We start from the raw sequence: 13571 nt of genomic DNA on the forward strand, positions 1-13571 counted from the left end.
TCGACCTAACTCAGTCAAGGTCAGTGTCTTACATTCAATCAGTGCCTTAGAGGCCAGCATCAAGCTGTTTAATCGTTTTAGGTGAAGTTCTGGGCAGTATTGGTGTAAAGAATGTTGTAGGATATTGGCTTCGCGCATCTTGTTGTCCAAGTGTAGTTTTTAGCGAAACCATTTGATCATGCAACAAGATGCGCTTCCACCCTAATTTGATGATTTATTTGTAAATCATCAGGGGATTCTTCAGGGCTACGCGGTATTTGGTAAGGTTACGGCGGGAATGGACATTATCCAGCAGATTGAGAAAGTCAAAACCACCACGGTCGCTGGCCACGAAGACGTGCCCCGTGAACCTATCGTCATCGAGAAAGTAACGATTAATACCCAGAGTTAATTTTTAAAACAATAAGACTTTTTCGTTAATATGATTAATCGCGCAGTTTTAATTGAGCGATTAATCATTTCCCCAAAGTTATTTAGTTAACTTTCCTGTACGATTCAACGCAATTTCATTTTATATAAACCTAAAAACACTCAATCCCCAATACAAAATCACTTAGTGTAAAATCAACTGATGGATTATTTAATCGTTCCCATTATTGACTTAAGACTACTACATATAAAATTAACCTCACAATATAGACCTCTTTCAAACAATGTTATTCATCATAAAAGCTGAAAAACAGCAGCACATCCCTGACATCAATATCTTAGACTAGCCGCACAAGTTGATAGTACTAAAAATGATATGTTAGCCATAATACTTATGGTAAAAAAGTCTTAATTTTCCATCTGATATAGATAAAAAAGCCATATCTGTATCTATTCTCGTTTCTTGCTAATGCTTATTATCCCTATTTATTTTTAAGCCAGAATCATTACTAACTTAAGCAACGAACCCTATTCAGATAAGCAGAGAAAGCTTGCTATAGTGATCAGAAAATGATGTTTCTATTAGATTCTAATAAGCTATATCGTAACTTCTGTGCCTTTGTTGATGAAACCAGAACTCTCATGACAACACTTTTTGACTAGAGATAACGTCTAAGCATTTAGGGAATTTATTTTGAATAATAGAAAAGGTAGTCTGTTTATGGTTGCTGCGATGGCAGCATTTTCTATTGAAGACATGCTGATCAAATCCGCAGCAGAAACCACCTCTATCGGCCTCATTTTAGCGTTATTTGGCCTAGGTGGAATGTTGATTTTTATACTGTTAACCTGGCGAAAGGGTGAAACTATGCTTCATCCTGCAGTCTTGTCTACCCCCATATTAGTACGTGCACTATGTGAAATCGTCGGCCGATTCTGTTTTGCTTTAGCCATCACGTTAACGCCACTCTCAAGTGCATCCGCTATATTGCAAGCCACACCTTTAATCGCCATGCTTGGCGCGGCATTGTTGTTCGGTGAACAAGTGGGTCATAAGAGATGGCTTGCAGTATTGATTGGTTTTATGGGCGTGCTGATGATCATTCGTCCAGGACTTGATGGTTTTGAGGCCACATCTTTATTCGCCGTTATCGCTACCTTAGGTTTTGCAGGACGCGATTTAGCAACACGCGCAGCTTCTCCCGTGTTATCTAATATGCAGCTTGGAGTGTATGGTTTTTTTGTGTTGATTCCTACAGGCTTAGCGATACTGATTTACCAAAATGAAGCAATACAGTTTAGTGCTACCGCAGCAATACAAATAATTGGAGCAATCGTCTTTGGTGTAATGGCCTATAATGCGCTGACAATCGCCATGCGCACTGGAGATGTATCGGTAGTAAGCCCCTTTCGTTATACACGTTTACTCTTTGCCTTAGCTTTAGGAATATTTATATTTGGAGAATCCCCAGATTTGCTGACTATTCTGGGAAGCCTACTCATAGTATTAAGTGGCGGCTATACCTTAGTTCAAGCGCGTAAAAGAATGACGACGAATAACATACCTAATGCGGCAAAAACCTAAGGACTCGCAAAAAATAGCTAATCGAGTGTCAGAAATGCTTGGTTTTACCAAGGACACAGAAGGAGAACAAAACGGCGATTTTGCCCAGTTTTTGCCAAAAAGCAACAAAGGGAATCAGTAAGATACTGATTCCCTTTGCTTTAATTTGGCGGTGAGAGAGGGAGTCTACTTCATGATATAACGTATTGAAAAATAAAATTAATATAAGCAGAAGGCAGGGCTGCATTACTTTTTGCATTACTTCTGATTTTTGATGTTTTTTTCAATTAGACCAATGACTTACCCTGGGAATCCGGCTCCTCGACTTCAGCTCAAAATAACAGCATAACTAATTGAATTCATTTATTTTTACAAGCTTACCGGGAAGTCAATAAAAATTTAACTATAACTAGCACTAGTCGCCATATTTAACTGCTATTCGTACATCTGTGATTTATTTTGATGGCTTCAATGCGTAGATCAGACGTTGTTTGAGCAACGGCTTCATCGCTAACTGGCAAACGTGAGATAACGCTTGCATGGTGTTTAAGTTTAAGTGTGCCACAACAAGCATGCCATATAACTAACCATCATTCTCATTCGCTTTGGCTATCACCTCTTTTTGTTTTTGGGTCGCCTCTTCGATAATTTTTGTAAAAAACTTTCTTTTCTCCCTAAATGATGCGTTGCGCACAAAATCAGAGAATGCTGTGGATTTGACTTTGCGACGCTTGGTAATCATTAATACCTCCCAAACCTGCAGCAAGCAGAACAACCCATATAAGATGAAAAATCAAACATTAACTTTTTGTAATAATTGCATAATTTTAAATATATCGTTTATCAGCACAGTTTAAATCACTGTTTCTCACCGATAGTCACTTTGTACATTTATATCAATGATGACTTCAGGATGCGGTCTCTAGGTTTTAATAATTGTTTATAATCCTTCACAAGCCAGCCACCGGTATCTGAGCGCCCTGGCTTTTAATATAATCCAAGTCTGCTTGGTCTAAATCGAACCACTCACCTTCCCGTCTCTTATGTGCAAATCGGACGTGTAACTCCCGTTCCGCTTTGGAGTAACTATCAAACCAGCTGTAATTGATAAGCTTAATCGGAAACGGCAACTTCACTTCGAATAGCCGGGTACGAGATTTTATATTTACAGTCTTGCCTATTTTGTAACCGTATTCCGATTCGATCAAGTACACGTAACCGGGTACATCGAGATACTGACCACTATTACCCGGCGATTTAAGGCCAAGGATTTTACCAAACTCCATGTCATCCAGTTCGGGGAAGTGTTCGGCGAATAAATCTGCAAGCATATAGCGCACGCATACATCGTCAGCGAATTTAAAAAATGGCTTGTTTCGCCAAAACTGCCTGCCGCTTGGATTCGGTTTAAGGGTGATGTCTGCTCGAGCCCAACAGACTTTGGCACTGCCGTCTTGAACATTAACTGATAGCACTACGCCTAAAGCAACGACATCCCCGACAGTTTCAGCTTCGTTCCACTGTGCTAACACCACACAGTGCCGTGGACGCAGTTTTGAATAAAGTTCCGCTGGCGCCAACAGACAGCTTTCAAGAATCATAGTGTCTGCTTCTGACTCAGAATTGACGGCTAATCTCCAACAATGGTTCATAAAAGTATCCCTATCAATTGTAAGTAAACTGGCCAGAACGAATATCTAGAGACTGCAAACGCAAGATTGAATGCAATGTACTACTATTTCTCTATAGACAGAAAACCCTCATGACCCGGCGCGATATCTAAAGCGCCAAGCCATCACGATTAAGTGCTGTTACCTTTTCTTTGCTAGCACTGAAATTAGACCGCAGTCATTTGGCTTATCAAACGAAGCGCTTCCACTAATATATTCAGCTATTAGTTTTCCGATTTTGGCAACGGTAGCGGGATCAGTTGAGATAAATCCCAAAGGCATGGTTACAGGTAAAGATTTTGGTTGAGTGAAATGATAAATAACCGCTACCAATTCATCTTCAAGGTGAAGGATCTCGACATTGCCATCCAAGAAACCTTCAACAAGCCCTTTTGTCTCACCATGGAACTGCCCAATTTCTGTCTCCCATTGTCTAGCAGCTCGGTAATTCCCCTCATCGGATATTGGTAAATACAGGGTCGGCTTATAAAGGTTTTTGTGTTTTGTACTCGACTTATTGCCAAAATCACTTAAGCAAGAAGTGAAACTTTCACTCTTTGCCCAGTATGGATCTGAAGGCGCAATCCAACGAAATCGAGTACCGCCGGTATCTACTTTTGCCTTGATTCGTTTTGCAAGGACCGGTGCTAGTGTCTTCTGGAACGTATCCCAGTTGCTTGTCGAATAAATAGGACCTAGCAAGGTTACTCTTGCTGATTTGGTATGCTCCTCCAACATCTTCAAATCCTCAACAAAGTTAGGATTGACAAGGTTTGTCTTGCTATCAAATACCTTCAAGGTGTCTTCATCACCGAGTGTGACCATTGCCTTAAAAAGGCTCATCATGTTATCAGGTCTTGATAAACGAGATAACTCTATAGTCACCAACTCATGAACATACTCAGAGCTATTTAGCTCTTCAAAGTCTTCACGTTCGACAGCTTTGCCATCGTTGTCCATCTGAAATTTTGTTTTCAAACGCAACGGTAGCTGGCGCAGCTTATTGACCGAGTTGACAGTGTATACAGAAGGGCGTTGATTGCCCGCCAGCGTCAATAGGTTAGGTAGATAGTCCTTATCAAGGATCTGGTTAAACTGATGCTGAAAGTGCTTTTCCACCAGCTTTTCGCTTTGAGATACCGTACTATCGTCAATTTTCAGAAATATACCTGCTTTCCACTTGTCCTGAATATTCTGATTACTAAAGCAGCTGAACGTCGCTAAATCAAATGATAACGAGGCGCCACTATCCTGTATGGTAGAAAGCAATGGGATCTCACCGACATCAGAAAAGTAACCTTTTGATTTTTCTGTTAAAGTAAGCCTACCATCCGGCGACAGTTCCAACTCTCCACGCTGAACAAGATCAGAAATCGCTTCTTCAGTCTCAAGCCGACTTAGTCCAAAATAGTTTGCTACATGTGACTTACTCATTGGAGCAACATGTATAAGCCTCAGCACAAACTCTCTTATAAAAGGCAACCCTTTTTGCGAAATATATGAGAACTGAATATTAAACCTTTGAGCTGGCAGTAAAAAGTCAACCTCATGATAAGTAAAAGCATTTTCCGGACTCATTTCAGTTACCTCCCTGCTTAGCTGCAATAAACTTGTACCCAGCTTGCTGACCACCCTCATTCATATAGCGAATAACGGAACCTAACGGAAGTTCCTTGTTAACACCCTTCCAAAGGTCCGCATTACCAACAATTAACAAACGGTCCATGGCTCGAGACATGGCAACGTTAATTCGATTTGGTGCTCGCAGGAAGCCTGGAGAATGTCGCTTATCAGACCGTGTCAATGACAAGACAATTATTCTGTTTTCCTTTCCTTGGTAGCTATCAACTGTGTCAATTTTGACAAGATCCTTAAAGCCATCACTCCAAATTTCTTGATTGAATTTCTGACGAATTAGCCTTTTTTGTTCGGCATACATGCAAATTACACCGATTGCTGCTTCATCTTTATGTATTAGCTTTAAGAGTTCAGCGACGAGCTCAGTATTCTCTGATACCTGTTTGAGCACATTAATAATTTGATCAGCTTCGCAGCGGTTGTAGATACTCATCCCACGGTCTTCTGAATGATGCGACCTCTGCCCTAAGCTAGATGTGTCAAGCCAGGTCACGACACTGCGAATGGCTTGTGGCGCATTCTTATAGACATCTGGTACAACTCGCTCCCCATTTCGCAGTTTTCCGTCGTAAAAGGTCTTGGATACCAAATCACCAATTGGTGGGGCCATACGGTACTGCGTCAGCAACGCTGCGCTGGCCTGCCTACCATAAACAGAGTTAAACGCACGAGCAAAATCACTTTGTAATACTTCATCAATATCTGTTCGCGAATTGTTTATCCCTAATTTCCTTGCCAACGCAGCTTTATGCGCATCGGAATATAACGGAGGAAGCTGTAGGTGATCTCCCACCAATAGAATGCGTCTAGCAGACTGCATCGCAATGGCTAATTCACTCGCAATTGAACGCGCAGCTTCATCAATGATAACCCAGTCATAAATTTTGTCCTGTATACCAATGTGCCCCTGCCCAATACCAACACATGTGCCAACCACCAGCTGTCTGGAGCGTGCATAAAACTCATCAATGTTAACTCGCTCTCCCGACAAGGCATCCTGCATATCCCTTGATATTTTTGCTATCGCTTTGACACGACGAGCCTCATCAGGCCTTACCCCATAATTGGTACACAGCTTGGAAATCAGTAAGTCTTTGGCATCAGAGACCTTAGCTTCAGAATCTAAGCTAATGCCATACGCTGAACTCAGTTTGGAGCGGATAGAAGAGTCGAGTTCTATTGCAACATCCTTCAACTTTCTTCTGTCCGTCTCATCAACCAAGTCATTGACTTGGTATAGCAATGACTCGAGATGGTCAATTTGCTTAAAAAGCTTAAGCTCTGCTAACACAACACTCGAGATAAACTCTGGTTCCAGACCAATCGCATCGCTCAAGGCTTCAACTCGGTACTTACTTTCAGCATTGAACAGTTCACGCTTCTCCGTTGTAATCGCATTTGAGTAAACGTCTTTCAGGCCTGGCGATACAGCGCCTTCGCGGTTACTAAATCTAACAACTTCCAAAGGTGTATTCAGACGAGCACAATGCTTTCTGATCCGCTCTGCCGCAGTATTCACGGCTTCATGTGACTGGCTAACAAGCAAAATTCTTTGGGTGTTCTGCTTTTCTACCAAATAGTGCACAAAAGCGGCAATAAATTCTGTTTTACCAGTCCCTGGTGGTCCCTGTAATAAAGAGAGTGGGCCATTATTGACCAACTTGGCAAAAGCGTCCCGTTGCTGCTCATTCAAACTAATCCTATTTCCGTATTGGTCCTCTCGGTCATACCTGGAGAAATCTGAATCGCTTAAGGTGATACCGTAATTTTGAGCAGTAGTTTTGCAAGAGGGATCGAAAAGATCGATTAAGTCAGGCATTACGCCTTCACGGTCGAGTAGTCGCTCCAAAGCTCGTTTGCGCTTCTGGTACGATGCGCGATCCTGCTTGGTACGAAAGAACACAATATCTGAGTCAGTCAACGAGTAGGCTGCTTGACGGGTTTTGACCAGACGGATCTCCTTTAACGCAGATTTCTTAAGTGACACTTCGCCAATGAATCGCTCTGCCCCATCTTGATCAACCACTAATGCTTCGACTTCATCGCTACTGCTGAATCCACCAAGAGGGTCTATATCCGTTGAGTAAGGGAGCAACAATTCACCTTTGGCTTCTGCAACAGGAACAATTTCACCGCTGACTTCAATATTGGGATAAGATTCTGTCTCAGTATCCAAAATTGATCGCCAGAGTTTCGTTGTCGAAATTTGTAGCCTTTTTGCCGAAGAAGGTTCCAAAGCTTGTTCGTCTAGCCTTGCGAAAGCTTCCTTTAGCTGAGTAGTAAGGTCGTCTTGTTGTTCTTGCTCGTCTTCAGGTTCTAACTTATCTTCCGGTGCAGTAGCCAGTTCAATCGCACGAGCAAACGACTCTTGATCATTAAGTAGCTTAGTTAAAGCAGACATATCTTGCGGCCGACCGGGAATAATCCTTATTCCCGTATCAATTTCAAACTGACTTTCATCTATATCCTGCTTTCGAATCGATGTACGTGGCCATGGCTTTAACCCAACTTGCAGTACTCTCTGCTTTTTACAGTAAAATGCGGAAAAACTACCACCGATCCCAGAAAAGGTTACTTTGACTTCATTTGACGCCTTCTGATTTGGCTCAACTTTGACGTAAAGGTGTCCATTATCAGGTAAGAGAGTAATAGCTTCATCGGTGCGGCTTACTATAATCTCAATTAGTGGTTGCTCTGACAAACCGATGCCACTGGATATCGCCTTCTTAAAGCGACCCAATCCCCTGAAACCAAATTGAAAGTCCTCCAATTCAGCCCTAATTGCCGTCGCCAAGGCTGGGTAAGTTTCAGACTCGTGCCCCCATTGCAGGCCTAACAACTCACAAGACATCTTCATCACGGCAAAATTATCACGCTCAAAAGAAGTGCATCCATCAATATATTCGGGGCTGTAGAGGTGATTTTTTTGATCCTCGCCTGACGGTGAGAAATCAGGAATATCGACTAAGTAAAGAGAGCGGCTTTCAGTCTCAAGCATCACATTGCCAGGATGGATATCGCCATGAGATATTCCAAGGTCGTGTAAATGCTCAACTGCCGCAACAAACTTACTAATTAGCTCGATTTTTTCATCGTCAGCAATTAGCGCTTTATCCCAAGTTTCTCCTTGAATGTGATCTGTAACCAAATACAGACTTGAGGACTTAGAAGCAATACCATACTCACGGATTTGCGGCAGATACGTCGGTTTTACTGAGGATAACTTATCCAAAAACTTAAGAAACTTCAAAACCAGGAAATTTGTTGTAGGGTGTTCTCCCTGCCCACCAACATTCAACCATGCCTTTACAAGTCTTCCTTCAGATACATAGACTTCCTTTTCGCCGGTTTCGACTAAAAAATCATCATCTTCGCGATACTGACGCGAGTGATTGATGGGATGCCGATAGGGGTCAAGCTCTGCGTCATCAAACGTTGGAAAAGCTTCGCTTGCTGGTTCTGCTTGCTTCAACGCATCGAAGAACTCTGTTGCAGACGTGAATCTTGCAGCAACAGCATCCAGCAAGACTTCAGAGTACCATTTATCACTCTTTAGCATGTCCTCCTGAACAGTTTCTAAGCTCTTGGGAGACATTCGCTTTGCACTTAACAAGTGCCATGCAACAAGCCCCAAGGTATGAACATCCTGCTGAAAGGGCGTCAAATCCGTCTCGTCGAGCATGTCTAGTGCTTCAACAGCGCCAACAGAAAGACTTTTACGATAATCGCCAACGGTGCCAATAGGTTGGTGGTACGCCGAAATAAAGCTTGAAAGTGCGACTTCTTTAGAAGGAGAGAGCCAAAGACTATGATCCGCAATATCTCTGTGAGCGATTTTTATCTCATGCAGATCACCAAACTTGGCAATCAAAAGCTTAGTGATGTTTAAGCGGTCCAAGTCAGAAAATGCATTACCATATTTTCCGATGAACTCGTTAAAGCGGACATGGCCAGGTGGAAGTTCGTATACTTCACAGTATTCTGCGGTAACTGCATCTTTTTGGACGCTCGTCAGTGAACGCAAGCAGTGGTTGTAAAGGTCCCGGTTCTGGTGATTGATATAGTGCAATACTTCACGCTCGCGTGAAACAATCTCAACTCTTCCTTCTGGTGTGTAGCCTTTACTTCCAGGGGCATTCTTGAAGTTCCAGACACGCAGTAATACTTCTGAGCCAGAGGATATCTCAGACTTTGCAAGGTACTCCCGATAAACATTTTTCGGATGATCGAAAATCTTTTCCTTGGCTTCATAGCCATCTACTCTGAGCGCTTTGGGTGCAGTTTGAACACCTAAGAATAACGTATCGAAGATAGGGAAATCTTTATTCAAATTCTGTGCGTTAGGGTGTGGCCTGAATTGGTTATTAAAAATATTTCGATCAGCAAATTTAAGGAAATCGTTCAATGAGACAGTATGAAGGAGCTGATCCGCTGGCAACTGACTAAAATCGGCATTCCCAGTCATCACAACGAAGAAATGCACTTGAGGAGGGTAACCTTTGTTTGTAAATTGATTAGCAAGGCGCTTCAACTTTTTGTCGAGCATGAACTTTTTGCCACGGGTCACACTGACCGGCGAGCGTCCCATATTTTGCTCACCTTTGTACCAATTATCACCTCGTTGCGTCACAGGCTGATGGTTCCAGTTTTTCAACTCAACGATGATGGCATTGCAGTGGGTGACAATAACTAAATCGAATTCACCTTCTTTTTTTGCCTCAACAAAACGAAATCCTGCATAGCCCTTCCAAGGGAGCATTCCATTGCTGCCATTTCTTTTACGTTGGTCCTTTCCAAACCCAAGGTTTTGCAGTTGATCGCCAAGTGAGCCCCCGGCACGTTCCTTTGCCACCTGAGAATCATTGCCCGAAAAGACGTTTTTTATTTTTTCAATGGCTTCAACTTCGTGTTCTTGAAGACCGCCGTCCCAAATTTCTACTTCCAACGTAAATTCCTTTTAATATTAACCAAATCGCATATAGTCAGGCCGCTACAACGAGGCCCCCGCGACTAAAACAAATAAAACAACGTCTCTTGGCTGAATTACCCTGTGCATTTGGCACCTCAAAGAAGCAATTATGGCCATTGGCATGAGTTTCGTTCTGGTGGCCTAAAGGTGAGAGTTAACTCCTTTTAAATTGACCAAAGGTTCGAAACCTTGATCAAACCGGTAACTCTCACCTTTCCCAAATGATGCGTCAGATGACGTCGCACCTAATCTTTGTCAGCGCACTAAGTCCATCAAGCTTTTGAAATTGTCCACAACGTTGTAAGTGACATTCTTCGAGGCAAGCTCAGCATTGAGCTTGTTGAAAAAACGCTGAGCACATTCAATTTTTGCCTCTTCCATTCCTTTCAGTTGGAGCGAAGCCATTGAGCCTTTCGTCTCCGCGACAAAATAGACGTGCTTGACAGCCCCCTCTTCAAAAGCGATGGCCCAATCGGGGTTATAGTTACCAACCGGGGTCGGAATAAAGAAACCTTTAGGTAACTTAGCGTAGACACTGACCTCTTTAGCTAGCTCCAATCCACCTTGCTCATCTGATTTGGTATCACCAAACACAAACTTCCGCTCAACCTCTGAATCAGTCACCAGGTAATCATAGATATGCTTTTTCAGTGGATTACCTGCATTTGTGAAGTCTTGCTTGACCTGACCAGCGGTAAAGATTGAGGTATCAAACCTTTCTTCCAACAGATCATAGGTTAAATGCTCAACGACCATAGTCGCCTTTTGCTCATTAATGAGCAGCGCCGCCTTACTGATAAAATCTTCCGGATTGTGCCTGAATTGGGCAAAAATCGTGGGATCTATTTTTTGCAGAATGGCAGCAACCGTACTGCGTTTAAGTTTAGTCAGCTCACTTACCTTACCCAGCAGATCATATTTCACTGACGAGTGGACCGAGTGTTGGTACTCCTCACGCTCAGTCTCTGAAACCATAAAACCCTGTCCTGCTTTCAACTGTTCGGCGGTCGCCCCGTCAACTTGTTCACCGCGAACAATGTTGAAGTGCAATTTTTCCACCCGTAGCTTGGCATCCAGTGCACGACTCGCTTTATTAACGAGTTCACTTGAATCAAACTCAACCTGATAGATAGCTTTGTGGTTAATCCGCGACCAGAGCTCCTGAAATTCCTTTTTATCGAAATTACTGTTGAGCGGGTTTATCTTTCCTTTACGGTCATCACCCACATCAGGCAAGCGCTTATCACTATAGACGGCATCCAACATAGTAACTATCTGATCGGCAAACGGCTGCAGCTCCTCTGGCAATCGTGCCAAGGTACCTTCTTCTTTTGCCTTCAAGTAGGTATCGGTAATTCGGTCCTGCTCATCGGTGTAATCATTCTTAACCAGATAACGTTCTATCTTTCTGGCCATCTCTTCGGAGATCTTGATATCGCCTTGCTCTGTATGCAGTACCAAACCCGTAAAATACTTAGCATCCGCTTTTTGCGGTCTGGCAGAGAGCGAGTCACTAATGTCTCTTTGTAAGGCTGCAACGAAATCCTTATAGCTCTCACTCGCCACAACCGTTAAGCGATTAATATCATGAACTCGCAGAGGGTCATCCATGCGGTCACCAAACTGGTTCACCGCCAAACGTAAACCTCGGCCCACTTCCTGGCGGCGTGAAATGGTGTTATCACTGTGCTTAAGGGTACAGATCACAAACACGTTCGGGTTATCCCAGCCTTCACGCAACGCTGAATGGGAGAAGATAAAACGGGTTGGTTCAGAAAAACTCAGCAGTTTCTCTTTGTCTTTAAGGATCAGGTCATAGGCATCGACGTCGTCTGTTTCTGTCGCCTTTTTGCCGACCACCGGGTCAACCAAGCGTTTTGACTTTTTGTCGATAGAGAAATAGCCATTATGGGTTTTCTCAACCGCAATGTCCTTAAGGTAGGTCTGATATTCGCCATCAAATAACCCAAGGTGATTGTCTCGCTCTTGCAGGTACTCTTCTTCGAACATCCGAGCGTATTCACCCTTCTCATCCGCCGCTGAATAATCGCGGTACTTGGCCACTTCATCGATAAAGAATAAGCTCAACACCTTAATGCCTTGCCCAAACAACTGACGCTCTTTTTCAAAGTGTGCTTTAACCGCCTCGCGGATCTGCATCCGGCGCAGCGCTGACTCACTGACATCTCCACAGGCATCGCCAGCGGTCAGCTCAACACCATTGGTAAAGCTGATGGTATCGGTATTCGCGTTAATGTCTGAGACAACGAATCCCTGATACTGGTCAAGTCCGTTGGACTGCTCAAACAAGTTGTAACCCTTGTTAACCTTGCGGACCTCACGTTTTATCCCACCACTGGTCAGGCGAACTTCAAACTCGAGGCGTGCGACCGGTGCTTTTTTCGCTGAAACCTCTATCTGCTCCAAATAGAGGTAGGCATTGGTACCAGCAAGCCCTTTGGTTGTAATACCACGCACAGCGATTTTCTTTACCAGCTTTTGGTTGTAGGCATCCAGCGCGTCGAGTCGAAATACCTTGTTATGCTCAGTCTTATGCGTAGCTGAATAGCGCAGCATAAACAGTGGGTTAAACTCGGCAAAAGAGTCGAGGGTCTTCGCGCCCTCCATCTTCTGCGGCTCATCGAGGATCATAATAGGGCGATTAGCCTTGATGATATCGATGGGCTTTCGCGATTGAAAACTGTCCAGCCCTTCGAGCACCTTAGTACCATCGGCAAGTGTGCGCTCCTGACCATAGATCCGACGTGCATCGGCTCCCCGGGCGTTGAAGGCCTGTACGTTGATGACCATGACATTGATGCCGCCATCAGATGAGAAGGTTTCAAGCTCATGCAATTGCTTGGAGTTGTAAATAAAGAAGCGAGCTTTTTTGTGGTAATCCTCAAGGAAATGCTCAGCGGTAATTTGCAGCGATTTATAGACGCCTTCGCGGATCGCAATGCTAGGCACAACAATAATGAACTTGCTCCAGCCGTATTGCTTGTTGAGCTCGAAAATGGTTTTCACATAGCAGTAGGTTTTACCCGTACCGGTTTCCATTTCGATATCCAGATTCAGCGGGCTTGCTTTACTCGCCACCAGTTTAGTGGATTGTGGTAAATACTGCCGGGCCTGCACCGCCTGAATATTGGCCAACAGCTGCTCACTGGTTAATTGTAAATCCGCATTTTTAAAACCCTCGTCAACCACTACCGTTGAACCAATATGACCTTTGGTATCCGAGCCTGGATCTATTCTGTACCGGCGCGCCGCGTCATCATGCCGTTGGCTTTTAAAACAATCGACGATCGCTTGAACCGAGTTTGCCTGATAGGCCTGGTGTTTAAACTTTAGTTTCATC

The 13571-nt window shown here is 43.6% G+C and carries 6 protein-coding genes and 2 pseudogenes; 2 read left to right on the plus strand and 6 right to left on the minus strand.

What is annotated here, in order from left to right; all coding sequences use genetic code 11:
* Positions 1-138 (minus strand): annotated as a pseudogene (locus L5M37_RS00005) (IS4 family transposase); the annotation flags it as partial.
* Between the two features lie 106 nt (positions 139-244).
* Here L5M37_RS00005 and L5M37_RS00010 point away from each other — a divergent pair.
* Positions 245-391, plus strand: a pseudogene (locus L5M37_RS00010) (peptidylprolyl isomerase); the annotation flags it as partial.
* A 672-nt stretch (positions 392-1063) separates the two neighbouring features.
* Complete coding sequence (locus L5M37_RS00015) at positions 1064-1954, plus strand: DMT family transporter (RefSeq protein ID WP_263198873.1); 891 nt, start codon at positions 1064-1066, stop codon at positions 1952-1954.
* Between the two features lie 562 nt (positions 1955-2516).
* Here L5M37_RS00015 and L5M37_RS00020 read toward each other — a convergent pair.
* The 5 genes from L5M37_RS00020 to L5M37_RS00040 all read right to left on the minus strand — a co-directional run bounded on the left by L5M37_RS00020 (position 2517) and on the right by L5M37_RS00040 (position 13570).
* The gene (locus tag L5M37_RS00020; protein WP_263166341.1) at positions 2517-2675 is read right to left on the minus strand and encodes a hypothetical protein; all 159 of its coding nucleotides are present in this window, start codon (positions 2673-2675) and stop codon (positions 2517-2519) included.
* Between the two features lie 208 nt (positions 2676-2883).
* Positions 2884-3585, minus strand: coding sequence for a GIY-YIG nuclease family protein (locus tag L5M37_RS00025; RefSeq protein WP_263166343.1), 702 nt, complete (start codon positions 3583-3585; stop codon positions 2884-2886).
* A gap of 159 nt (positions 3586-3744) precedes the next feature.
* Positions 3745-5181 carry a hypothetical protein gene (locus L5M37_RS00030; protein ID WP_263166345.1) on the minus strand — a complete coding sequence of 479 codons (1437 nt, stop codon included), beginning with the start codon at positions 5179-5181 and terminating at the stop codon, positions 3745-3747.
* A gap of 1 nt (position 5182) precedes the next feature.
* A complete protein-coding gene (locus L5M37_RS00035; protein WP_263178437.1) occupies positions 5183-10186 on the minus strand; it encodes an AAA domain-containing protein in 5004 nt (1667 codons plus the stop codon).
* A 279-nt stretch (positions 10187-10465) separates the two neighbouring features.
* The gene (locus tag L5M37_RS00040; RefSeq protein ID WP_263178438.1) at positions 10466-13570 is read right to left on the minus strand and encodes a type III restriction-modification system endonuclease; all 3105 of its coding nucleotides are present in this window, start codon (positions 13568-13570) and stop codon (positions 10466-10468) included.
* Position 13571 lies beyond the last annotated feature (1 nt).

Source organism: Shewanella sp. SM69, from assembly GCF_025653985.1.
GTDB lineage: Bacteria > Pseudomonadota > Gammaproteobacteria > Enterobacterales > Shewanellaceae > Shewanella > Shewanella oncorhynchi.